Genomic DNA, 22631 nt, shown 5'->3' on the forward strand with positions numbered 1-22631 from the left:
GGGCGTGAAGTCCCGGGTCAAGAAGGATCTGGCCCGCGCCGAGAAGGTGCTGGATGACGACCACTATGGCCTCGAGAAGGTCAAGGAGCGGATCATCGAGTTCCTGGCGGTGCAGCAGCGCTCGCAGAAGCGGAAGGGGCCGATCCTGTGCCTCGTCGGGCCTCCGGGTGTCGGCAAGACCTCGCTGGGGCGGTCGGTGGCCAAGGCCACGGGGCGCGAGTTCATCCGCATCAGCCTTGGCGGCGTGCGCGACGAATCCGAGATCCGCGGCCACCGGCGGACCTATATCGGCTCCATGCCCGGCAAGATCATCCAGTCCTTGAAGAAGGCCAAGACCACCAACCCGCTGATCCTGCTGGATGAAATCGACAAGATGGGTCAGGACTTCCGGGGCGACCCGGCCTCGGCCTTGCTTGAGGTGCTGGACCCCGAACAGAACAATACCTTCATCGACCACTACTTGGAGGTCGAATACGACCTGTCGAACGTGATGTTCATCACCACGGCGAACTCCTACAACATGCCGGGGCCGCTGATGGACCGGATGGAGATCATTCCGCTGGCCGGCTACACCGAGGATGAAAAGCGGGAGATCGCGAAGCAGCACCTCTTGCCGAAGCAGATCGCGGCGAACGGGCTGAAGAAGGGCGAGTTCAGCGTCAGCGACGACGCGCTGAACCATGTCATTCGTTACTATACTCGGGAAGCCGGGGTGCGGAACGTGGAACGCGAGATCGCGAAACTCGCCCGCAAGGCCGTGACCGACATCCTGAAGGGCAAGACGAAGAAGGTGGAGGTCGACCCGGCGAAGGTCGAGGAATATCTGGGTGTCCAGCGCCACCGCTATGGCCTGGCCGAGAAGGAGGATCAGGTCGGCGTGGTGACGGGCCTCGCCTGGACCTCTGTGGGCGGCGATCTGCTTCAGATCGAGGCGCTGAAGCTGCCGGGCAAGGGCCGGATGAAGACGACCGGGAAACTGGGCGACGTGATGAAGGAATCCATCGACGCGGCGGCCAGCTACGTCCGCTCGGTCAGCCCCCAGATCGGGGTGAAGCCGCCGAAGTTCGACACGATCGACATCCACGTCCACGTTCCGGACGGGGCGACGCCGAAGGACGGTCCCTCGGCGGGTCTGGCGATGGTGACCTCCATCGTCTCGGTCCTGACCGGGATTCCGGTGCGGAAGGACATCGCGATGACGGGCGAGGTTTCCTTGCGCGGCAACGCCATGCCGATCGGCGGGCTGAAGGAGAAACTGCTCGCCGCGCTGCGGGGTGGGATCAAGACCGTCTTCATTCCGGAGGAGAATGCCAAGGATCTGGCGGAGATTCCGGAGAACGTGAAGACAGGCCTGAAGATCATCCCCGTGAGCCATGTCCGCGAGGTCCTGGCCCAGGCACTTGTGCGCCAGCCCGAGCCGGTGGAGTGGGACGAGGCGGCGGAAGAGGCTGCCGCAGCGGCCCGGGCGGCGGCGGCGGTGCAGCCGGTGCAGACCGCGCACTGATCGCTCGACGAGATGGAAAAGGCGCGCCTTTCGGGCGCGCCTTTTCGCATTCGGGGCGGGGGAATCGGCTGGCCCTGGGACCGAACCCACTCTATCGTCCGCCGCCGACAGCGTTTGAAGGACAGGCAGGATGGCCCGCACCCCCAAGGACAAGACCGACACGAAACCCGCCAAGGCGGCGAGGCCCGCAAAGGCAAGGTCCGCCGCCGAAACGACCGCCAAGCCCGCACTGACGGTGGTCGAAACCGCACCCGAGGCCAGTGGCGGCACGATGAAGCTGAAGGACCTGATCGAGGCGGTGGCCAGCGCGACCGGCGGCCGGAAGCCGGAGGTGAAGGCGGCGGTCGAGGCTACGCTCGCCGCCTTGGGCGAGGCGCTGGCCAGCGGCAAGGCGCTGGCGGTGCCACCTCTGGGCAAGCTGCGGGTGGTCAAGACCAAGGGTCCGGCGCTGACCCTGAAGCTGCGCCGCGCCGAGGCGAAGCCTGCGGGATTGGCCCTTGCGGACAGCGAAGAGGATAGCTAAAAGCCGCGGCATCGGGCGATTAGCTCAGCGGTAGAGCGCTTCGTTCACATCGAAGATGTCAGCGGTTCAAATCCGTTATCGCCCACCATCCTAGCGAAAGCGCGCCCCGCCCGGGCGCGCTTTCTGCATTCCGGCGGGGATGCTTGCAGGCTATGCTCGCGGTCCGACGATCGGAAGGGCCCATGCGTTCGTTCGACTTTTCCAGCTGGCAATCCGTGCTGACGACGCTGATCGGCATCGCGCTTTTCGCGCTGGTGGGGATCGGCATCCGCATCCTGTTCATGGTCACGCTGCAACAGCGGCGGGAACGGATGAACCGGCAGATCAACGAGCGGCTGAAGGTGCTGATCGCCGCCTACAAGGTCTTGGGCGGGTCATTCACCGGGAACCTTGCCGTCGATCCGCGCCATCTGCGGGACCTGGCGCCGGACGCGGAAAGTCCGGGGTCGGACCGTTCGCGCCGCATCCGCGATGCGGTGGAGGGTGCCTTGTCCGACATCCTGCTTCTGGGCACCGAGGAGCAGGTGGAACTGGCCGCCGCCGCCGCACGCGACCTGGCGGCGGGGCGTCCGGTTCCGACGCAACCCTTGGTCGCCTCACTGCGTGCCTTCATCCGCAGCGCGCTGGATCTGACGCCGATCCCCGCAGGGGTCGCGATTCCCGCGCAGGGGCCGACCCGTCCCGGCGGGGGCAGCGGCGGCAAGGGCGGGGGTGGACGCGAGGGCGGGGGCCGGGGTGGCGGTGGCGGGCAAGGGGGCGCAGGGGGTGGCGGCATGGCTATGGGCATGGGCCTCGGAGCCGGGGCCGGAGCCGGGCTTGGCGCCGCTGCGGACCCCTCCGACGACCCGCCTGCGACCGGCGCAGGCTGAACCGGCTTGCATCATGCCCGCCGCTTCGCTACTTCGACGAAGGTCGGGGCGGTTAGCTCAGTTGGTAGAGCGTCTCGTTTACACCGAGAATGTCGGGGGTTCGAGTCCCTCACCGCCCACCATCCATCCTGCGACCGGCGACGGAAACGCCATTCTGCGGCGTTGAAACAGTGGCACAGCGGTCCGGTCACCGGAAGCGCACTGCCGACGATGTGACTGCAACAAGGAAAATGCGCGATGGCGAAGTCGGCGGATGACATGGCCCGCATCCTGGGACAGGGCAGGCATCCACGCCGCCGTTGGTTTTGGCTGCTGCTGGCGGCGCTGGCCCTGTCCGGCGGAGGCGCCTGGCTCTGGCTCGGGCTGCGGCAGGAGGCTGGCGTGGTCCGCTATGAGACCGAGGCGGTCAGCCGGGGTCAGCTGGTCGTGACGGTGACGGCGACGGGATCGGTCCAGCCGACGACGCAGGTCGACGTGTCGTCGGAACTGTCCGGGGCGCTGGCCGAGGTCGCGGTGGATTTCAACGACCGGGTCCAGGTGGGGCAGGTGCTGGCCCGGCTGGACGACACCAAGCTCAACGACCAGATCCTGACCGCCGAGGCGCAGTTGCAGGCCGCCGAGGCAAGCCTGGAACAGGCCGAAGCCGCAGTGCGCGAGGCCCAAGTCACCTATGAGTCGCAAGCCGAACTGGACAAGCGCGGTCAGAGCACGCGGCTGAAGATGATCGCTGTCGAGGTGGCACGCGACCGGGCGCTGGCGGTTGTCGATGGTGCGAAGGCCGAGGTGGCGCTGGCCCGGGCGCGGCTTTCGGAAGCGAAGACGGAACTGGGCAAGGCCACGATCCGCTCGCCGATTTCCGGGGTGGTGCTGAACCGGGCCGCCGAGCCGGGGCAGATCGTCGCCGCCTCGCTGAACGCGCCGGTGCTGTTCACCCTGGCCGAGGACCTTGCGCGGATGGAACTGCGGGTGGATGTGGACGAGGCAGACATCGGCCGGGTGGCGGTGGGCAACGAAGCGCGCTTTACCGTCGATGCCTTCCCGGGCCGGAGCTTTCCGGCGGTGATCACCACGGTGCGCTACGCCCCCGAGACGACGGATGGCGTAGTCACCTACAAGGCGATCCTCTCGGTCGACAATGGTGAGGGCTTGCTCCGTCCGGGCATGACCGCGACGGCGACCATTGCCGTCACCGTGGTCGAGGATACCCTGCGGGTGCCGGGCGCCGCTCTTCGCTACGAGCCGCCACAGGTGGCGCAGACCGGCAGCGGCCGGGGTGGCAACGGGCTGATCGGCATGATCATGCCACGCCGGCCGGACGCGGCGCCGAAGGAGACCGGCGGGTCCGACACACCGACCGTCTGGGTCCTGCGCGATGGCATCGCCACCGAGGTCGAGGTCCAACCGGGTGAAAGCGACGGCAAGCTTACGGCGGTGGCCTCTGAGAACCTGTCGGAGGGCGATCTAGTGATCCTCGACCAGAGCACGGGGAGCTGAGATGTCCGAAGCCGTCGACCCGCCGCTCATCGAGCTGTCCGATGTCTCGCGTGTCTATGGCAGCGGAGAGACCGAAGTGCGCGCGCTGGACCATGTCGACCTGGTGATCGGCCAGGGCGAGTTCGTCGCGATCATGGGGCCGTCGGGATCGGGGAAATCCACCGCGATGAACACGATCGGGCTGCTTGACCGGCCGACCTCGGGGCGCTTCCTGTTCAACGGGGTCGAGGTCCAGGGATTGGACCGCGACCGCCGGGCGCTGCTTCGGCGGCATTTCCTGGGCTTCGTCTTCCAGGGCTTCAACCTCTTGCCGCGCACCTCGGCGCTGGAGAACGTGGAACTGCCGCTGATCTACAAGGGCATGCCGCGCGCCGAGCGGATCGAGCGCGCCCGTGCCGCGCTGCACAAGGTCGGGCTGGAGGGGCGCGAGGACCACGATGCCTCGCAACTGTCCGGCGGCCAGCAGCAGCGCGTCGCCATCGCCCGGGCGCTGGTCGGCGACCCGAAGGTGATCCTGGCGGACGAGCCTACCGGCAATCTCGACAGTCACCGCAGCCACGAGATCATGCGGCTTCTCCAGTCCCTGAACCGCGAGGACGGCATCACCATCGTCATGGTCACGCATGAAGAGGATATCGCGGCCTATGCCGGCAGGCTGATCGTCTTTGCCGATGGCAAGGTGCGCAGTGACGGGCCGGTGCCGGAAAGGGCGGGCGCATGATCTGGGAAACTCTGCGCCTGGCGCTTCTGGCCCTGCGGCGCAACAAGCTGCGCTCGGGGTTGACCATGCTGGGCATCGTCATCGGGGTAGCGGCAGTCATCGCGATGGTGACGGTGGGGCAGGGGTCGTCGCGGTCGGTCACGGCCAGCGTGGCGAGCCTGGGGACCAACGTGCTGTCGATCCGCCCCGACCGCGGGCCCGGTCCCGGCGGTACAAGCGTGACGCGCCCCTTCACCCTGCGCGACGCCGATGCCCTGGAAGAGCTGTCGGTGATTGCCACCCTTTCGCCCACGGTGAACAGCACGCAGACCGTGGTCGCGGGCGGGCAGAACCTGTCCACGACGATCACCGGCGCGACCTCGGGCTATCTGGTCACCGGCAACTGGACGCTGTTGCGCGGGCGAAGCTTCAGCCCGTCGGAGGACCGCTCGGGCACCGCCGTTTGCATCATCGGCGAGACGGTGCGCCGCGCGCTCTTCGGCAATTCCGACCCGACCGGCCAGCAGATGCGGGCGGGCAATGTCTCGTGCGAGGTGATCGGGCTCCTGCAAGCGAAAGGCGCCGGGACCTTCGGGCAGGACCAGGACGACATCGTGCTGATGCCGATCCGTACGGTGCAGCGCCGCCTGCTGGGCAGCGACAACGTCAGCTCGATCTCGGTGGAGCTTGCTTCCGGCGTCTCCAGCGCGCGCGGTATCCGCGAGATCCAGACGCTGATGCGCGAACGGCGGCGGATCGCGGTGGACGAGGAGGATGATTTCAGCGTCATGGACATGGCGCAGCTGGCCTCGATCCTGACCGGGATCAACGCGGTCCTGACCGGGATGCTGTCCTCGGTCGCCGCCGTCAGCCTGCTGGTCGGCGGGATCGGGATCATGAACATCATGCTGGTCTCGGTCACCGAACGCACGCGCGAGATCGGCATCCGGCTGGCTGTCGGGGCCGAGGGGCGGCAGGTGCAGATGCAGTTCCTGGTCGAGGCGGTGGTGCTGTCTCTGGTCGGCGGCATCATCGGCGTCGCGGTGGGGCTGGCGCTGGCCTTCGTCGCCTCGCTTTACATGGCGATCCCCTTCGCGCCGCAGCTTTACGTCGTGGTGCTCGCCTTCGGCTTCTCGGCGCTGATCGGGGTGATCTTCGGCTACTTCCCGGCGCGCAAGGCCGCCGCGCTTGACCCGATCGTCGCCCTTCGGCACGAATGATCCAGGCGTCGTCGCGTGCGGGGCCGCAGCGGTATGCGCGCAAGCTTTGCGCGTGGCGGCCGCGCTTGATGCGGATCAACGCGCCCCGCGTCTCGGGCGAATAGGTTGCGGGCCGAAGGAGGCCCCCGATGCTCCAGCCGAGCGAAACAGTCTTCCGGGCGGAAGGCCTGACCAAGGTCTACCGCAACGGCGCGCTCGAGGTGCAGGCGCTGCGCGGCATCGACTTCAAGGCGCGGCGGGGCGAGTTCATCGTCATCCTCGGCCCCTCCGGCTCGGGGAAATCCACCTTCCTCAACATCGTCGGCGGGCTGGACCGGGCCACGGGCGGCGAGGCCTGGTTCGGGGACCAGCAGCTCACCCGCCTGAGCGAGGCGCAGCTGACCCGCTACCGGCGCGATCATGTGGGTTTCGTCTTCCAGTTCTACAACCTCGTCCCCAGCCTCACTGCGCGCGAGAATGTCGAGCTGGTGACCGAGATCGCCCGCCAGCCGATGCCCGCCGACCGGGCGCTGGCGCTGGTGGGGTTGTCGGACCGGGCCGACCATTTCCCGGCGCAGCTGTCGGGCGGCGAACAGCAGCGCGTCGCCATCGCCCGCGCCATCGCGAAGAATCCCGAGGTGCTGCTCTGCGACGAACCCACCGGGGCGCTGGACAGCACAACCGGCATCAAGGTGCTGGAGGCGCTCACCCTGGTGAACCGCGCCGTGGGGGCGACGACGCTGGTCATCACCCACAACGCCGCGATCCGCGAGATCGCCGACCGCGTCATCCGCTTTGCCGATGGCCGGATCGTCGAGGAGACCGTCAACGAGGTGAAGAAGTCACCCGCGGAGGTCGCATGGTGATCAGCCCGCTGCGCCGCAAGGTCCTGCGCGACCTGCGAAGGCTCTGGGCGCAGGTGCTGGCCATCGCGCTGGTGCTGGCGGCAGGGGTGGCGACGCTGATCCTGGGCAACGGGGCCTATGCCTCGCTGCACGAGACGCGGGCGCGCTATTATGAGGACTACCGCTTCGCCGATGTCTTCGCCACTGTGACCCGCGCCCCGCGCGCGCTTCTGGCCGAGATCGAAGAGATCGGCGGCGTGCTCGATGCCGAGGCGCGGATCGTCAAGCTGGGCAGCCCCGATCTGCCGGGCATGTCCGGCCCGGCCTCGGTCCAGCTGGTCTCCTTGCCCGAGGGCGCGGCGGGATTGAACCGGCTCTACCTGCGGCAGGGGCGGCTGCCGGATCCGCAATCGCTGCGCGAGGCGGCGGTGTCCGAGGGCTTTGCCCGGGCCCACGGGCTTGGTCCCGGCGATGTGCTGCCGGTGGTGATGAACGGCCAGCGGCGCGAGCTTCTGGTCACCGGGCTGGCGCTGTCGCCCGAGTTCATCTACGCGCTCGGTCCCGGTCAGATGATGCCCGACCCGGATCGCTTCGGCGTGGTCTGGCTGCCGCGCGCAAGCCTTGAAGCCGCCTACGATCTGGAAGGCGCCTTCTCTAGCCTGGTGCTGAAGCTTGCCCCCGGCGCCAGCCCCGAACGGGTGATCGAAAGCCTGGACCGGCTGATCGCGCGCTATGGCGGGGCGGGGGCCACGGCGCGCAAGGACCAGATCTCGCATGCTTTCCTTGATGCCGAGTTGCAGCAGCTTTCGGCGATGGTGAAGGTCCTGCCGCCGATCTTCCTTCTGGTCGCGGCCATGCTGGTCAACATGACGCTGTCGCGGCTGATCACCCTGGAACGCGAGCAGATCGGCCTTCTGAAGGCGATCGGCTATTCCTCGCGCGCGGTGGCGCAGCATTATGTGGAATTCGTCCTGCTCATCGCCGTCGCGGGCATCCTGATCGGGTTTGCCGCCGGGGCCTGGCTGGGGGTGGGACTGGCGGGGATGTATGCCCGGTTCTTTGCATTTCCCTATCTCGTCTTCACCCGCGATCCGCAGCTTTACGGGCTGGCGGCGCTGATCACCCTCGCCGCGGCCGTGGGCGGCGCCCTTTACGCAGTGCGCTCCGTGGTACGGCTGCCGCCCGCCGTGGCCATGTCGCCGCCCGCGCCCGCAGCCTACCGCGCGCGGCTGGGCGGGCTGCGCCGTCTGTTTCACCTGCGCCAGACCGGGGTGATGGTCGCCCGCCACCTGATGCGCCGACCGTTCCGGACGGCCAGTTCGACCCTCGGCGTTGCCATGGCCGGCGCGATCCTGGTGGCCTCGCTTTGGTCCTTCGGGTCGATCGAGCGGATGATCGAGATCACCTTCTTCCGGTCCGAACCCCATGATGCGCAGATATTCTTTGCCGCGCCCGAGCCTCTGCGCGCGGTATATGCCGTGCGCGGCCTGCCGGGGGTGATCTCGGCCGAGCCGTTCCGCCAGGTTGCCACCCGGATCAGCCATCGCGGCTGGTCGAAGACGCTGGCGATCATCGGCCGCCCGGTCGAGCCACGGCTGTCGCGTGTGCTCGACCCCGGGCTGCGGCCGATGAAGCTGCCCGAGGCCGGGCTGATCCTGTCCGAGGCCCTGGCGGATGCCCTGCATGTCCGCCCCGGTGATCTCGTCACCGTCGAAGTCCAGGAGGGCCGGCGCCCGACAGTGACCCTGCCGGTCAGCGGCCTCTCGGTCGGCTATGTCGGCCTTGGCGCGGCGATCGAGATCGGAGCGCTGAACCGGCTCATGGGCGAGGATGCGATGGTTTCGGGCGTCAACCTGCGCCTCGACCGCGCCGGGGAGGCCGCCTTCTTCGCCGCCGCGAGGGCCGCGCCGAAGACCGAACTGATCAGCGTGACCCGCCTGATGCTCGACCGCTTCCGCGCCACGCTGGCCGAGAACATCACCGTGATGATCACGGTCTATACCGGGCTCGCGGGAATCATCGCCATCGGCGTGGTCTACAATTTCTCGCGCATCGCCTTGTCCGAACAGGGCCGCGAACTGGCCAGCCTGCGCGTCCTGGGCTTCACCAGCCGCGAGGTGTCGGGCGTCTTGTTCGGCGAAGTGGCGGTGGTGGTGGCGCTGGCGCAGCCGCTGGGCTGGCTTCTCGGCCATGGCATCGCGCGGGCGATGGTCGCGGCCTTTTCCTCGGACCTTTACCGCGTGCCCTTCGTCATCGGGCGCGAGGTCTATGCCATCGCCAGCCTTGTCGTCTGCGCCGCTGTGCTGGTTTCTGCCATTGCGATCCGCCGCCGGATCAACACGCTCGACATGATCGAAGTCCTGAAAACGCGGGAGTGACCCATGCGCCGCCTGCTGCCCCTTGCCGCCGCTCTTGCCGTGATCGCCGCACTGGTCTGGGCCTTCCTGCCGCGCCCGGTCGAGGTGGACCTGGCCGAGGTCGCGGCTCGTCCGCTGGAAGTGGCGGTCGAGGAAGAGGGGGAGGCGCGCATCCGCGAGGTCTTCACCGTCTCGGCGAGCATCGCGGGCCGGTTGCAGCGGATCAGCCTGCACGCGGGCGACGCGGTGCGCGAGGGCGAGCGGGTGGCGGCCATCGGCCCGGCGGCGCCGGTGCTTCTGGACAGCCGGTCGCGCGCGGTGGCCGAAGCGACGGCGGCCGCGGCGGTGGCGGCGACCGAGCTTGCCCGCGCGCAGCTGGCCCAGGCCGAGGCGACGCAAGACTTCATGACCGCCGAGGCCGCGCGGGCCACGGCGCTCTACCGCAAGGGCGCGCTGTCCGCGCGGGCCTATGACAGCGCGGTACGCGAGGAAAAGACCGCCCGCGCCGCCGTCGCCAGCGCGCTGGCCAATCTGGCGGTGCGTGAAAAGGAACTGGAAAGCGCGCAGGCGGTGCTGCGCCTGGACGGGGCCAGCCCCCCGGCCGCCTGCTGTGTCGATATCCTCGCCCCGGTGTCCGGGCGGGTGCTGCGCGTGCTGACGGAAAGCGAGCAGGTGGTGCAGCCTGGCACCCCGATCCTGGAACTGGGCGATCCGGGCAATCTGGAGATCGTGGTCGAGCTTCTGTCGCGCGATGCCGTGCGTGTGGCCGAGGGCGCGCAGGCCACGGTTTCGGGCTGGGGTGGTGCCCCCATCGCCGCGCGGGTCGAACGGGTGGAGCCTGCGGCGGTGACGCGGGTCTCGGCCTTGGGGATCGAGGAGCAGCGGGTGACGGTGGTCCTGGCGCTGGAGGGAACCCCGGCGGACCGCAGGCAGCTGGGCCACGGCTTCCGCGTCACCGCCCGGATTGCGATCTGGCAGCAGGAGGGGGTGCTGACCATCCCGGTCGGCGCGCTTTTCCGCGACGGGACGGACTGGGGCACCTACACTCTGCGCGACGGTCGGGTGGCGCTCCGGAAAATCGTTCTGGGCGAGCGCAACGAGGATTTCGCGCAGGTGCTTGACGGGCTCGCGGCCGGGGACCGGGTCATCCTGCACCCGTCCGACCGGGTGGCCGACGGGGTGCGCGCGGTGGCGCTGCCGGGCGGCTGAGGCGGCTCAGGTCAGGAGCGACAAGAGGACCGCGATCCCCGCCATGAGGAACACCGTCCCGGCGCCGATGACATAACCCATGTTGTCGGCAAGGAACCTGCCCGGCGGCGGGACCGGCTGGCGGGTAACGGGACGGGTCTTCAGCTTCGGCGGTTCCTCGGTCAGCGCGGCGGGGAGCGGTCCGCCCTCCTCGCCGATGCGGATCCAGTCCAGCCAGTCGCCCGCCGACTGGATGCGGTCCTTCGGCATGACGCGCACCGCCTTGTCGATCGCCTCCAGAAAGCCCGGCGGATACCCGTCGAACCGGCCCGCGAGCGGCTGGTAGGGATCGGCCTCGCCCTCGGCCACGCGGGCGAGGCGGCGCTGGCTTTCCGGTGGCGGCTGGCCGGTAATGACGTGGTAGAAGGTCGCGCCCAGCGAATAAAGATCGCTCGCCGGGCTTTGTTCCGCCCCGGTCAGGTAGAACTCCTGCGGCGAATAGCCTTCCTTGATCACCCGCCGCCCGGTCAGCACCCGGGTCGCGCGCGCGACCTGTTCGCTGGCGGCGCCGAAGTCGATCAGGATCGGGTTGCCGGACCTGTCGACCAGCACGTTGTCGGGCGAGATGTCGCGGTGCAGGATACCGACCTGGTGGATGAACTCCACCGCACTGAGCATCCTCTTCAGCATCGCGACGATCTGGTCGGGGGTGAAGGCGTGGTCCGTGGAATCGAGAATGTCGTGCAGGTCGCGCCCGTCGATGTAGTCGATCGCCATATAGGCGGTATCATTGTCCTCGAACACCTGGTGCACTCCGACGATGTTCGGATGCACGAGGCGGGCAAGGCTCTTCGCCTCGGCCAGGAAACTGTCGACGAAGCCCCGGAAATCGCCCTGGTGCTTGCGCGACCGCGCCCGGACCAGGCTGGTCGAGCGGCGGCAGAGCGCGTTTGGGAAGCATTCCTTGATCACGACCGTGCGGTCGAGGCTGTCCTTCGCCAGGTACGTGATCCCGAATCCGCCGCTGTTGAGGAAGCCCTCGATGGTATAATGCCCGCCCAGAAGCCGAGTGCCGGGTTTCAGGTCATCGGCGAACGCCTCGGGGTCGACCCGGCCCAACTCGCCCTCGAGTTGATTGCTGATCTGTGTCGGACCCTGTGTCACGTTCGTTCCTCGGTTGGCAACTCATCACAAAAGATTACGCAATCGCGGAACGCGTTGCGCCATCGCAAACAGCTCTACTTTCCCACCGGTAAATCCGCTCCGGCCCCAGCATCGGATCGGCATTTGTCCTAGTTCCATTCTAGCGCTTGACGCTGCGTCTGCGCAAATACGCTGCGCGGGGCACCAGCAGCGCAGAAGGGGGCTGGGGCGGACGATCCAGCGGTTCTCCGACTGCAGAACCACCGACCGGGGGGTGGAAGCTGTTGATTGCAAACAGTTTAATGGCTGCCCGCAACCTTCGGTACGGGATATTTGCAAAATGCATACTGTGACAAAAACATCAACGATCCCAGTGGGATGCGCCGCGATCTTGCCTTATTCCACGCCCCGGATCGACCCCTGCGCGCAGGTCAATCGCGAAACAATACCGCAGGTTGCGTGACTCACCCCGCACCTGGTGCCCCAAAGCGATTCGTGGCTCAGCGCGGCGTCCAGGCTTCGGGCGGGGCATCCGGGCGCAGGATCTGGAAGGTTCCGGCGGGCAAATCCATCCAGTCGCCCTCGGCGCCATCCGGCCAGATGACCCTGACTTCGGCCCGATCGGCCGCGCCCAGCCCGAAATGCAGCCAGCCGACCGAGCCCGAGCCATGCCCGCCCCCCGAGGTGATCTCATGCCGTTCCACCGCCTCGCCGCGCTTGATCTCGATCACCGCACCGATGGCATCGCGGTTTGCGCCGTCCTGCTGAAGCCGCAGCTCGGCCCAGGCCCCGGCCTCGCCTGTCTGCCGCCACACCTCCGGCCCGGTCCAGCGGTTCTGCACCACAAGGTCAAGCTTGCCGTCGAGGTTCAGGTCCACCACCTGCGCCCCCCGCGCCACCGCCACGCTGGCGACACCCGCCTTGTCCCCGGCCTCGATGAAGGTGCCGTCACCGACCCCGAGCAGTAGGTTGTTCGGGTCCTTCGCGGCGAAATCCGGCATCTGGTCGACGTTGCCCTTGGCGACGAAGAGGTCGGCGATCCCGTCGTTGTTCACGTCGGCGAACTGTGCGTGCCAGGCGGTCGAGGGGCTCGGGTCATCCCCGGTATAGGGCTTGTGTGCGGTGACGCCGGACTTGAAGGCGATATCGGCATAGTCCGGCTTGCCCGCAGCGATGTCCTTCAGCACCTGCAACTTGTTGTCGGCCATCGAGGTCAGGAAATAGTCCGGGTAGCCGTCCAGGTTCACATCGGCGCTGGCGATCCCCATCCCCCAGATGCGCAGGCGCTTCCATCCGTCATCCTTTTCCGTGAACAGTCGCGGTGGCTGGCCCGGCTCCAGATGCCAGAGCTGTTCCTGCCCGCCCTTGTAGTATTCCCGGTCGTTCGAGACGCGCAAGCTGGGGTGGCCGGTACGGTTCCAGTCGGTGAAAAGCATGGACAAGGCGCAGTAGGACGGGCTCAGCGGGATCTGTGCAGCGAAGCGTTTCCCATCGGGGCGATGCAGCCAGTTGTCGGTGCAAGAACCCCAGGGGAAGGCCTCCTCCCTGCGGTCGATGTAATTGCCGATCGCCAGCGTCGGCCAGTCCTGTCCCTTCTCCCAGATCGCGGCGAAAGCGGTGGACCAGGCATCGCCGCCGTCGAAGCCCCAGGCCTCGTTCGCCGCCTCGAAGCGGCAGTCGCCCAGGCCGCGCATCAGCCGGTTCTCGCCCTGGCGCAGGACAACAAGGTCCATCGTCCCGTCGCTGTCGATGTCCAGGGGATAGGCCCCCAGCACCGCGTCCAGGGTGATCGCCTCGGTCTTCTCGAAAGCCAGCGCCCCGCTCTGCGGACTGCGATTCCGGTAAAGCGCGGACGGACCCGCGCCACCGGACAGGAAGATTTCGGGGAATCCGTCGCCGGAACAGTCGAACGTCGCGACCCCGCCGCCAGCCATGTATTCCCATTCGCCCTCATAGACCGTGGACAGGTCTGCCGTCGCGGTCTCGTCGGTGAAGGTCGGGATCGCCGGGTCGGCCAAAGCCGGGCTGGCCAGAGACAGGACAAGCGCTATCGGGCGAATCATGCAAACACCTTCAGCGCGGCGGCATAGGCGCCGATGCAGCGGCCCTGCGCCAGACCTTGAACCGAGGAGAAGCGGTAGTGGATGCCGCCGTATAGCCGCGACAGCGCCGCATCTTCCGCCGCCTCCCAGAAGCTTGCGAAACTCCGGATCGGCAGGTCGTCGGGCTCGTGCGTCGGGTCGTCGAAGGCGAAATCCTCACCCAGAAACGCAGTCAGCACCATCGCCGCCGCGCCGGAGACTGTGCTGTGGCCGGACGGGTATTCCGGGAACGGCGGCGTGATCAGCAAGGGCTCCCATTTAGGGTCAATCAGGCGCTTGATCACCGTGACCGGGCGGACCAGGTTGAATTCATATTTCGTGGCCCAGCAGCCGATGAAGGCGTCGGCCATGCCGATGCCCAGCACGGCCATCATCGCGGCCACCCGATCGGCGGGCATGACATCACGCTCGGCCAGTTCGATCGCGATGGCGATCCAGTGGCCGGGCGGGGTGGAGGACAGCATCGGATCGTCCGACCAGAAGCGGGCGGATAGTGTTTGGTCAGCGGTCAGCGAGATGCCGATGTCATACACCTCCTTGGCCGCCTTGAAGAACTCCGATGCCGGGTCCTCGCTATAGGCGGGCGGCGGCGCCAAGGCGCAGGTGTTGCCGGTGGGCATGGCAAAGGTGCGGTTCCCGCCCCAGTCTGGCAGAAGCGGCGCCTGTTGCTGACGGATGAGGCTCGTCGGCACCCAGTCTTCTGGGTCGGTGCCAGGGGTATAGCTGCGCGGAAAGCCCATGTTGGTGATAACCGCACCGCCGTCGGCTTCCGCCCAGGCCAGCACATGCGCCGCAAGCGCGCGACCGTGGGCGATGCTGCGCTCGACAACAGCGGCGTCGATCCCCTCCATCGCCTTCGCGCCCAGCTTTTCATCCATCTTGGTCAGCGCTCGCTGGCCGCTTGGCCCGGTATTGGCAAACAGCACCTGTGCCGAGGCGGCGAGGGCCGCATGCAGGACGCAGGCCTCATCATGCGCGCCCGTCTCACGTGCGGGCGCCGGGGGCAGCCCGTTCACCTGTCCGGCCAGCGAGACGAGCGAGACGTTCCCGGTGGTCAGCGCCTCATGCGCGGCGATGCCGATATAGGCGAAGGCGCGGCTGGCGACGGGCGGCGACTGGGTGGCAGTGTGGCGCACCAGTTCCAGCACCAGCCGATACCAGGTCGTCACCATCTCGCGCTCGATGGTCTGCCGGTCGGCAGCCTGCGCGGGGCCAAGCGCCAGCGCCATCGGCGTGGCCAGGGCATAGCCAATCAACTGGCGGCGGCCGAGCGTCATGAAGTCCTCCCCATTATTTTTGCAGAGTTTGTTGCACGCGGACCGGGTTCGCGCAATCTCCTTGCGATCCGCCTAGCCCCGCCCCGTCAGCCAGTTCCCCACGGCCGCCAGCCTCGACGCGCCCGCGCCTGGCCGGTCCTCGCGCCGGTCGGCCGCGTTCAAGAGAGCGTACATCCCGTGCACTCCCAGCCAGCGCAACGGCTCTGGCTCCCAGTCCTTCACGCGGCGGTTGACCCAGGGCAGATGCGCAAGGTCGGTATCCCGGCCAAGCGCCAGGTCGGCCAGTGTCCGCCCGGCGAGGTTCGAGGTCGAGACGCCTACGCCCACATAGCCCCCGGCCCAGCCGATCCCGGTCTCCGGGTCGAGGCCCACCGTCGCGCACCAGTCGCGCGGCACTCCCAGCACGCCGCACCAGGCATGGTCGATCTTCGCTGCACGGGTGGCCGGGAAATGCCGGTGCAGGATCGTCGTCAGCCGCCGGACCGTCTCGGCATCCGGGGCGCCGTTGGTATCGAGGTTCGATCCGAAGCGATAGGGCACTCCCCGCGCGCCCACCGTGATCCGGCCTTCGCGGGTGCGCTGGCAGTAGCAATAGGCATTGGCGAAATCCCCCACGATTTCCTGCCCCTGCCAGCCGATCTGCTCCCAGAGCTCCGGCGGCAGCGGTTCCGTCGCGATCTGGGCCGAGTTCATCGGCAACCATTCCCGTTTCAGCCCGGGCAGCCCCGCCGTGAAGCCTTCGGTGCAGCGCAGGATCACCGGAGCCTCGACCCGCCCGTGGTCAGTTGTGACCACGCCCGGCTCAAACGCTGTGACCGTGGTCCCCTCGACGATCCGCACCCCCAGCCGTTCCACCGCCTTCGCCAGCCCGCGCACCAGCTTCGCCGGCTGGACGCGCGCCACGTTCGTCACCACCATCGCCCCCAATGCGCCGGGGATGCGGATGCGCTCGGCCAGATCGGCCGCGCCCATCTCGAAGACACGGCCCTCCTCGCCCCAATGCCTCCGGTGCGCGACTTCGGCCTGCATCCGCCCGACCTGCGCGGGCTTGGTCGCCACCATCAGCTCGTCCGTCCGGTGGATGTCGGCCTCGATCCCCTCGACTTCCGCCACGCGGATCACCTCGTCCACCGTGCCGTTCATCGCCTCGACCATCGCGCGCACGGCATGCTCCGACGAGGTTTCCAGATAGCGCGCATGGTTCCAGGCAAAACCGCCCGTCAGCCAGCCCCCGTTCCTGCCCGAGGCGCCGAAGCCCGCGAATTCCTTCTCGATCACCAGCACGTCCAGCGCGGGATTGGCCTGTTTCAGGTAATAGGCGGTCCAAAGCCCGGTATAGCCCGCGCCGATGATCGCCACGTCCGCCGTCGTGTCCCCCGCCAGCGCCGCGCGCCGGTAGGGCAGGCCGATGTCGGCATACCAGAAAGAAATGTCGCCGATCCGCATGGCTCTCCCTTTTTGTCGCAGAGAGGGGCACAGGCCCCGCCGCATTTCAAGGGCCAAGCGGCAACTTACCCCGTTGCCAAGGGCCGGTTGCCTGCCGATGCTGCGGAAAAGGCAGGGAGTGCGCCATGCAGGGTTTCTTCATCACCGGACCCTATGACGACGGCGATGCGGTCACGGGACATTACTACGAAATGGCCTCGGACGATCCCGCGCGGGCGCAGGTCTGGGGTTATGCCGCGGCGCTGTCCTATCGGCCGGGCAATTCCCTGCGCCTCCACGCCATGTCCTCGGCCCGCGAGGCGCGACTGACCATCGCCCGCGACGGGCTTGCGCCGCAGGTGGTGCTGGAAACCACGATCCCCACCGCCTTCGCGCCCACCCCCGCCGACTGCTCGGTCAAGGGTTGCGGCTGGCCGATAGCCTTCGAGATGGTCATCCCGGAAAGCTGGGCCTCCGGCGTCTACAGTCTGACCCTGGAGATCGAGGGTCACAGCTCGCAAGGCATGTTCGTGCTGAAAGCCGCAAAGCCCACGGCGAAGCTGGCCTTCATGCTCGCGACCGGAACCTGGTGCGCCTACAACGACTGGGGCGGATCGAACCATTACCAGGGCCTGACCGGCCCCACCGGCGGCGACTTCGCGGGCGAGGTCAGTAGCTTGCGCCCCTGGGCCAAGGGCTTCGTCCGCTGGCCCGAGGACGCGCCGCGCATCCCGCATGCCTCGCCCCTCCTGACCCGGCCGCGCTATCCGCATATGGACTATGCCCGCGCGAACGGCATCTCGAAGAAATACGCCTCTTCCGGCTGGGCGGCTTTCGAGCGGCCCTTCGCGCTTTGGGCCGAAAGGCAGGGGATCGCCTTCGACTTCTTCACCCAACATGACCTGCACGCCGACCCTGGGTTGCTGGAGGGCTACGGCCGCGCGGTGATCGTGGGCCATGACGAATACTGGACCTGGGAGATGCGCGACCATCTCGACGCCTGGCTCGACCGGGCTGGCCAGCTTGCCCGCTTCGGCGGCAATTTCTTCTGGCAGACCCGGCTGTCGGCGGACTTGACCACCCAGACCTGCTACAAGACCCGTGCCGAGGCCGAGGATCCCTTGGGTGCCACCGACCGGCTGACGAGCTACTGGGATCACCCTCAGGCCCGCCGGCCGGCGGCCGCCACGATGGGCCTGACCGGCAGCATGGGCGTCTACGCCGGGTGGAGCCGCTGCGCCGCCCACGGCTCGGGCGGCTTCACGCTTTACCGTCCCGACCACTGGGTGATGCAGGGGACGGGCCTCGGTTACGGCGACGTATTGGGCGCGACCTCGAAGATCTTCGGCTACGAGGTCGACGGGATCGACTATGAGATCCGCAAAGGCCTGCCCTTTCCGGCAGAGGGCACGGGGCTGGAAGGCGATCTCACCATCGTCGCGATTTCCCCGGCCACCACGCTTGCCCATCACACCGGGCGGCATGACATGGACCACTTCATCGGCACGCTCGACGCCGAGGAGGTGGCGCAGACCATCTACGGCGAGATCACGCCCGAAACCCTCGGTCTCGCCAGCCGGGGCAACGGCTGCATGGCGGAATACCGGCGGGGCAGGGGCGCGGTCTTCAACGCCGGAAGCTGCGAATGGGTGGCGGGTCTGATCGCGCGGGAACGCCCGGTCGAGGTCGTTACCCGGAACCTGCTGCTGGGCGACTGGGGTTAGGGCGCAAAAGGTCGCAGGACTTGACCAATCCCCTTTTCCCGCAGCGCCCTATCGGCTAGGCGTTTCGCCATGTTGAGCCTGTCGAACCTTGCGGTGGCCCGGGGCGGCGTCACGGTCCTGCGCGATCTGACCCTGAGCGTGCAGCCGGGCCAGGCGCTGATCCTGCGCGGTCCGAACGGCTCGGGCAAGACCACGCTCCTGCGCACCCTCGCGGGCCTGCAATCACCCGCCGAGGGCAGCTACGACCTGCCGCCCGACAGCGTCGCCTATTCCGCCCATGCCGACGGGCTGAAATCCACGCTCACGGTGCTTGAGAATCTCGCCTTCTGGTCCCGCATCTACGGCGGCCCGCCGATCGACCATGCGCTGAAGGCGCTCGACCTGGTGCAACTCACCCGCCGCCGCGCCGGAGAGCTTTCCGCCGGCCAGAAACGCCGCCTTGGCCTTGCGCGGCTGCTGGTGACGGGGCGCCCGGTCTGGCTTCTGGACGAGCCCACCGTCAGCCTCGACGTTGCCTCGGTCGCGATGTTCGCCGACATGGTGCGCGATCACCTGAAGGACGGTGGTCTTGCCGTGATCGCCACCCATGTCGACCTCGGCCTGCCCGAGGCCACGGTCCTCGACCTCGACCCGCACCGCGCCCGCGACATCCAGAGCACCGGCTTCGACGAGGCTTTCGCATGAAGGCGCTACTCCTGCGCGACCTGATGCTTGCCTTCCGCTCCGGCGGCGGCTTCGGGCTGGGGCTGGCGTTCTTCTTCCTCCTCTCCGTCCTTGTGCCGCTGGGCGTCGGTCCAGAAGGTGGGATGCTGGGCCGCATCGCCCCCGGCGTGCTCTGGGTCGGCGCGCTGCTGGCCTGCCTCCTCTCGCTCGACCGCATCTTTGCGCTGGACCACGAGGACGGCTCGCTCGATCTCCTCGCCACCGCCCCGATCCCGCTGGAGGCGGTGGTGGCCGTCAAGGCGCTGGCGCACTGGCTGGTCACGGGCCTGCCGCTGACGCTGATCGCGCCGGGCCTCGCGGTCCTTCTGAACCTGCCCCCTGCCGGCTATTCCTGGCTGGTCCTCAGCCTGTTCCTTGGCACCCCCGCGCTCTCGGTCATCGGGGCCTTCGGCGCCGCCATCACCGTCGGCCTGCGCCGCGGCGGTCTCCTCCTCAGCCTCCTCGTCCTGCCGCTCTACGTGCCCACCCTGGTCTTCGGGGGCGAGGTCGTCCGGCGCGGGGCCGAGGGCATGGCTCTGGCGACCCCGCTGGCGCTCCTCGGCGCGATCAGCCTGGGCGCGGCGGCCCTTCTCCCCTTCGCGGCCGCCAGCGCGATCCGCGTCAATTTGCGCTAGTCTGTCGCGCGATGGTGTGTTGAGCGGCGAACCGGAACAGGATAGGCGAACCCCATGTCGATCTGGGAATATGCGAACCCGAAGAAGTTCATGCAGACCTCGGCCTGGGCTTTGCCCTGGGTTGTCGGGCTGACGATTGCGCTGCTGGTCACGGGCTTGGTCTGGGGCTTCTTCTTTACCCCTGACGACTACAAGCAGGGCGCGACGGTCAAGATCATCTACCTGCATGTCCCCGCCGCGATGATGGCGATCAACGCTTGGGGAATGATGCTGGTCACGTCGCTGGTCTGGATCGTCCGCCGCCACCACGTCAGCGCGCTCGCCGCCAAGGCCGCCGCCCCCGTGGGGCTGACCTTCACGCTCATCGCGCTGGTGACGGGGGCGCTCTGGGGCCAGCCGATGTGGGGCACCTGGTGGGCCTGGGACCCGCGGCTGACCTCGTTCCTGATCCTGACCCTGTTCTACTTCGGCTACATGGCCCTCTGGGCCGCGATCGAGGACCCGGACACGGCCGCCGACCTGACCTCGATCCTCTGCCTCGTCGGGTCGGTCTTCGCGCTCCTCTCACGCTATGCCGTGCTGTTCTGGAACCAGGGGCTGCACCAGGGGGCCTCGCTGTCGATGGATGAAAAGGAGAACGTGGCCGACGTGTTCTGGCTGCCGCTTCTGGTCTGCATCGCCGGGTTCATCCTGTTGTTCGTGACCATGGTCCTGCTGCGCACCCGGACCGAAATCCGCTCGCGGCGGCTGAAGGCGCTTCTGGCGCGGGAAAGGGTGGCGTGATGCCGGACTTTGGGAAGTACGCCTTTGCGGTGCTGGGCTCGTATCTGGCGACCGCGCTGCTGATCGCGGCTCTGGTCGGGCTGACTCTCTGGCAATCGGCCCGGATGAAGCGGGCGCTGGCCGAGGCCGAGGCACGGCAGGGGAAGACGGATGGCTAGGTGGCTGTTGGTCGTGCCCCCGGTCCTCTTCGCGGGGCTGGCGGGACTGTTCTACGCGGGGATGTACCGTGAAAATCCCGGCGAGCTGCAATCGGTCTTCGTCGGGCGTCCTGCGCCCGTGCTGCCCACTACCACGCTGCCTGGCATCCCCGGCCTGAGCGACGCCGACCTGCGGGCGGGCGAGGTGACGGTGGTGAACTTCTGGGCCACCTGGTGCCCGCCCTGCCGGGCCGAGCATCCCGTGCTGAAGGAGATGGCGGCGAAGGGTATCCGGGTCGGGGGCGTCAACATCATGGATGACGACGCGAAGGCGGTGGAATACCTGGCCGAGGAGGGGAATCCCTTCATCGGTGTCGCGACCGATCCGAACGGTCGGAACCGGGTGGAATGGGGCGTCACCGCCCCGCCTGAGACCTTCATCGTCGGTGGCGACGGGACCGTCCTCTTCCGCTTCGTCGGGCCCTTGGTCGGGACCGACTACGAGGACCGTTTCGTGCCGGAGCTGGAGAAGGCGCTGGCGGGAGGCTGACTGTCCACGCGGGACAGATAAAGATTTTACAATGATTTCAGACTTTGAACCTTTGTCGTTCAGGACCTGTTAACTGCGGGGACTCGACCAGGGGTTTCTGGTTCCTGACCGATCGTTCCACCAGCTTGCGCGCGACCCGGCCGCGCAGGAAGGTGCGGGCGGGGCAGCGCGCCGCGGTGGGCAGGCCGCTGGCCAATTCGGGGAACAGCGCAAGGATTTCCGCCCGTGCGGCCTGTCCGACCGCCGTCAGTGCCTGATCGCCGGTGTAGAAGGATTCCGAGATGAGGCCGTTCGAGCACACAAGTTCGTGCCGGTCGAACAGCAGGTGGAGATAGGTCACCGGGGCGGGCGCCGGGGCCAGGCTTACTCCCGGCAGGTCCAGCAGATGCTTTGCCGCCACCAGGACCTCGCGCGCGCCGAACATCCGCTCGGCGATGGTCGACCGGACCAGGCAGCGGTGCTGCGGCGACACGGTCAAGGTCCTGCGGGGCAGGTCGCTGCCAAGCGCGCCCGCCGCGATCCGCACCGGGACCAGGTTTGCCGCCCGGTCCAGCTCGTCCGGCGACAGGGTGCGGCGGCCGATCCAGCGGATCGGTTGCAGCCCATGGTCGACGGTCAGCACCCGGTCGCCGACCGCCAGGGTCTCGATGGGACGCTCGCCGCAGTCCGTCAGGATCAGCGTGCCGAGGGTGAAGCAGGTAAACTGCATCCCGTCGGCATTGTTCAGGTCGAAGTTCAGCAGGGTGTTGTTTTCGACATAGGCCGCAATCGGCCCGATGATGGCCTGAACCGGGCCAAGCAGCGGACCGAGCGCGCTGATGACCTGGTTTGTCAGCCCGTCCAGCAGCGCCGCCGGATCGGCATCGGTGCCATCGGCATTGTAGTAGCGGACATACTGGGTTCCATCGACCTCGAAGACGCCGACAGGGACGGGGCTGGACAGGTTGATCGTCAGGTTGACGAGGGGCGGGACGCTGATCGTGACACCAAAAGCAGCCGTGCCGGTGGCGGTCAGCGAGGCGGAATCGCCGTTGATCGTCGCCGTCTCGCCGAAATCCCACTGGTCATCGTTGTTGGTATCGTCGACCGCAGCCTCGCCGGTGACGCTGGCCTGGAAATTGGTGAAGCTCACGATCTGGTTCGACCCGATTCCAAGCAGGGCGCCCTGATTCTGATAGAATTCGATTGTCTGGTCGATTGAAGACATGGGAGCATCCCGTCAAATTTCAGGGAATTGCCGGGGCCCGCCGACATTGATAATCGAATCACGCGGCCCTTAACTGAAACCGGATTTGGACTGGGTCAGTATTCTGATTCTGGTTGTGATTTCCAAAGCATCTCAAGCATTTGATTCAAAATCAACCCTAAGGAGATAAATCTAAGCGATTTTCTATGATGCAATATTTTCAGGCATAGCAGAAATGAGAATTCCTTCTCAAAATTGCTTGTGGACAAACAAAAAGGCCCCGGCGGA

At 67.5% G+C, this 22631-nt stretch carries 20 protein-coding genes and 2 tRNA genes; 17 read left to right on the plus strand and 5 right to left on the minus strand.

Annotated features, from left to right (window positions below):
• The 11 genes from lon to JNJ68_RS06135 all read left to right on the plus strand — a co-directional run.
• Positions 1-1504, plus strand: a 1504-nt coding sequence (gene lon, locus JNJ68_RS06085; RefSeq protein ID WP_294980216.1) for an endopeptidase La, incomplete at its 5' end; no start/stop codon positions are given.
• A gap of 130 nt (positions 1505-1634) precedes the next feature.
• Positions 1635-2027, plus strand: a complete 393-nt coding sequence (locus tag JNJ68_RS06090) for an HU family DNA-binding protein (RefSeq protein ID WP_294980219.1) — start codon at positions 1635-1637, stop codon at positions 2025-2027.
• 13 nt (positions 2028-2040) lie between these two features.
• A tRNA-Val gene (locus tag JNJ68_RS06095) sits at positions 2041-2115 on the plus strand.
• 94 nt (positions 2116-2209) lie between these two features.
• Complete coding sequence (locus JNJ68_RS06100; RefSeq protein ID WP_294980221.1) at positions 2210-2896, plus strand: hypothetical protein; 687 nt, start codon at positions 2210-2212, stop codon at positions 2894-2896.
• Positions 2897-2942: 46 nt separating this feature from the next.
• Positions 2943-3018 (plus strand) — tRNA-Val (locus JNJ68_RS06105).
• A gap of 115 nt (positions 3019-3133) precedes the next feature.
• Positions 3134-4390, plus strand: a complete 1257-nt coding sequence (locus JNJ68_RS06110) for an efflux RND transporter periplasmic adaptor subunit (RefSeq protein WP_294980224.1) — start codon at positions 3134-3136, stop codon at positions 4388-4390.
• Between the two features lies 1 nt (position 4391).
• Positions 4392-5111 (plus strand): ABC transporter ATP-binding protein, encoded by a 720-nt coding sequence (locus JNJ68_RS06115; RefSeq protein ID WP_294980226.1) that lies wholly within the window; start codon positions 4392-4394, stop codon positions 5109-5111.
• Complete coding sequence (locus JNJ68_RS06120; RefSeq protein ID WP_294980228.1) at positions 5108-6310, plus strand: ABC transporter permease; 1203 nt, start codon at positions 5108-5110, stop codon at positions 6308-6310. The genes JNJ68_RS06115 and JNJ68_RS06120 overlap by 4 nt, the downstream gene beginning before the upstream one ends.
• A gap of 128 nt (positions 6311-6438) precedes the next feature.
• The gene (locus JNJ68_RS06125; RefSeq protein ID WP_294980230.1) at positions 6439-7155 is read left to right on the plus strand and encodes an ABC transporter ATP-binding protein; all 717 of its coding nucleotides are present in this window, start codon (positions 6439-6441) and stop codon (positions 7153-7155) included.
• Complete coding sequence (locus tag JNJ68_RS06130) at positions 7149-9512, plus strand: ABC transporter permease (protein WP_294980233.1); 2364 nt, start codon at positions 7149-7151, stop codon at positions 9510-9512. The genes JNJ68_RS06125 and JNJ68_RS06130 overlap by 7 nt, the downstream gene beginning before the upstream one ends.
• A gap of 3 nt (positions 9513-9515) precedes the next feature.
• Positions 9516-10700 carry an HlyD family efflux transporter periplasmic adaptor subunit gene (locus JNJ68_RS06135; protein WP_294980235.1) on the plus strand — a complete coding sequence of 395 codons (1185 nt, stop codon included), beginning with the start codon at positions 9516-9518 and terminating at the stop codon, positions 10698-10700.
• A 6-nt stretch (positions 10701-10706) separates the two neighbouring features.
• Here the strand turns inward: JNJ68_RS06135 and JNJ68_RS06140 are convergent, their stop codons facing one another.
• The 4 genes from JNJ68_RS06140 to JNJ68_RS06155 all read right to left on the minus strand — a co-directional run bounded on the left by JNJ68_RS06140 (position 10707) and on the right by JNJ68_RS06155 (position 16647).
• Positions 10707-11843 (minus strand): serine/threonine-protein kinase, encoded by a 1137-nt coding sequence (locus JNJ68_RS06140; protein ID WP_294980238.1) that lies wholly within the window; start codon positions 11841-11843, stop codon positions 10707-10709.
• A gap of 479 nt (positions 11844-12322) precedes the next feature.
• Positions 12323-13885, minus strand: a complete 1563-nt coding sequence (locus JNJ68_RS06145; RefSeq protein ID WP_294980241.1) for a CRTAC1 family protein — start codon at positions 13883-13885, stop codon at positions 12323-12325.
• Entirely contained in the window at positions 13882-15201 is a 1320-nt protein-coding gene (locus JNJ68_RS06150; protein WP_294980244.1) for a vanadium-dependent haloperoxidase, read from the minus strand. Before JNJ68_RS06150 ends, JNJ68_RS06145 begins: the two co-directional genes overlap by 4 nt.
• Positions 15202-15273: 72 nt before the next feature.
• Positions 15274-16647 carry an FAD-binding oxidoreductase gene (locus tag JNJ68_RS06155; protein WP_294980246.1) on the minus strand — a complete coding sequence of 458 codons (1374 nt, stop codon included), beginning with the start codon at positions 16645-16647 and terminating at the stop codon, positions 15274-15276.
• 125 nt (positions 16648-16772) lie between these two features.
• On the opposite strand from JNJ68_RS06155, the gene JNJ68_RS06160 reads away from it, so the two are divergent.
• From JNJ68_RS06160 to JNJ68_RS06185, 6 genes are all read left to right on the plus strand, one after another.
• Positions 16773-18350 carry a N,N-dimethylformamidase beta subunit family domain-containing protein gene (locus JNJ68_RS06160; protein WP_294980249.1) on the plus strand — a complete coding sequence of 526 codons (1578 nt, stop codon included), beginning with the start codon at positions 16773-16775 and terminating at the stop codon, positions 18348-18350.
• Between the two features lie 69 nt (positions 18351-18419).
• Positions 18420-19034, plus strand: coding sequence for a heme ABC exporter ATP-binding protein CcmA (gene ccmA, locus JNJ68_RS06165; protein ID WP_294980251.1), 615 nt, complete (start codon positions 18420-18422; stop codon positions 19032-19034).
• Entirely contained in the window at positions 19031-19687 is a 657-nt protein-coding gene (gene ccmB / locus JNJ68_RS06170) for a heme exporter protein CcmB (protein WP_294980254.1), read from the plus strand. Before ccmA ends, ccmB begins: the two co-directional genes overlap by 4 nt.
• Positions 19688-19741: 54 nt before the next feature.
• Positions 19742-20470, plus strand: a complete 729-nt coding sequence (locus JNJ68_RS06175; protein WP_294980257.1) for a heme ABC transporter permease — start codon at positions 19742-19744, stop codon at positions 20468-20470.
• Positions 20467-20628 (plus strand): heme exporter protein CcmD, encoded by a 162-nt coding sequence (ccmD, locus tag JNJ68_RS06180; RefSeq protein ID WP_294980259.1) that lies wholly within the window; start codon positions 20467-20469, stop codon positions 20626-20628. The genes JNJ68_RS06175 and ccmD overlap by 4 nt, the downstream gene beginning before the upstream one ends.
• Positions 20621-21157, plus strand: a complete 537-nt coding sequence (locus JNJ68_RS06185) for a DsbE family thiol:disulfide interchange protein (protein WP_294980260.1) — start codon at positions 20621-20623, stop codon at positions 21155-21157. Before ccmD ends, JNJ68_RS06185 begins: the two co-directional genes overlap by 8 nt.
• Before the next feature lie 37 nt (positions 21158-21194).
• Here the strand turns inward: JNJ68_RS06185 and JNJ68_RS06190 are convergent, their stop codons facing one another.
• Positions 21195-22364, minus strand: a complete 1170-nt coding sequence (locus JNJ68_RS06190; RefSeq protein ID WP_294980263.1) for a Hint domain-containing protein — start codon at positions 22362-22364, stop codon at positions 21195-21197.
• Positions 22365-22631 lie beyond the last annotated feature (267 nt).

This window comes from Tabrizicola sp., from assembly GCF_016793705.1.
Taxonomy (GTDB): Bacteria; Pseudomonadota; Alphaproteobacteria; order Rhodobacterales; family Rhodobacteraceae; genus Tabrizicola.

Bases quoted from the DNA above. Each gene is read 5' to 3' on its own strand.
- JNJ68_RS06185 (WP_294980260.1), top strand. From the start codon at position 20,621: ATGGCTAGGTGGCTGTTGGTCGTGCCCCCGGTCCTCTTCGCGGGGCTG.
- JNJ68_RS06090 (WP_294980219.1), top strand. From the start codon at position 1,635: ATGGCCCGCACCCCCAAGGACAAGACCGACACGAAACCCGCCAAGGCG.
- JNJ68_RS06155 (WP_294980246.1), bottom strand. From the start codon at position 16,647: ATGCGGATCGGCGACATTTCTTTCTGGTATGCCGACATCGGCCTGCCC.
- JNJ68_RS06100 (WP_294980221.1), top strand. From the start codon at position 2,210: ATGCGTTCGTTCGACTTTTCCAGCTGGCAATCCGTGCTGACGACGCTG.
- JNJ68_RS06115 (WP_294980226.1), top strand. From the start codon at position 4,392: ATGTCCGAAGCCGTCGACCCGCCGCTCATCGAGCTGTCCGATGTCTCG.
- JNJ68_RS06145 (WP_294980241.1), bottom strand. From the start codon at position 13,885: ATGATTCGCCCGATAGCGCTTGTCCTGTCTCTGGCCAGCCCGGCTTTG.
- JNJ68_RS06120 (WP_294980228.1), top strand. From the start codon at position 5,108: ATGATCTGGGAAACTCTGCGCCTGGCGCTTCTGGCCCTGCGGCGCAAC.
- JNJ68_RS06160 (WP_294980249.1), top strand. From the start codon at position 16,773: ATGCAGGGTTTCTTCATCACCGGACCCTATGACGACGGCGATGCGGTC.
- JNJ68_RS06150 (WP_294980244.1), bottom strand. From the start codon at position 15,201: ATGACGCTCGGCCGCCGCCAGTTGATTGGCTATGCCCTGGCCACGCCG.
- JNJ68_RS06110 (WP_294980224.1), top strand. From the start codon at position 3,134: ATGGCGAAGTCGGCGGATGACATGGCCCGCATCCTGGGACAGGGCAGG.
- JNJ68_RS06125 (WP_294980230.1), top strand. From the start codon at position 6,439: ATGCTCCAGCCGAGCGAAACAGTCTTCCGGGCGGAAGGCCTGACCAAG.
- ccmB (WP_294980254.1), top strand. From the start codon at position 19,031: ATGAAGGCGCTACTCCTGCGCGACCTGATGCTTGCCTTCCGCTCCGGC.
- JNJ68_RS06190 (WP_294980263.1), bottom strand. From the start codon at position 22,364: ATGTCTTCAATCGACCAGACAATCGAATTCTATCAGAATCAGGGCGCC.
- JNJ68_RS06135 (WP_294980235.1), top strand. From the start codon at position 9,516: ATGCGCCGCCTGCTGCCCCTTGCCGCCGCTCTTGCCGTGATCGCCGCA.
- JNJ68_RS06175 (WP_294980257.1), top strand. From the start codon at position 19,742: ATGTCGATCTGGGAATATGCGAACCCGAAGAAGTTCATGCAGACCTCG.
- JNJ68_RS06130 (WP_294980233.1), top strand. From the start codon at position 7,149: ATGGTGATCAGCCCGCTGCGCCGCAAGGTCCTGCGCGACCTGCGAAGG.
- ccmA (WP_294980251.1), top strand. From the start codon at position 18,420: ATGTTGAGCCTGTCGAACCTTGCGGTGGCCCGGGGCGGCGTCACGGTC.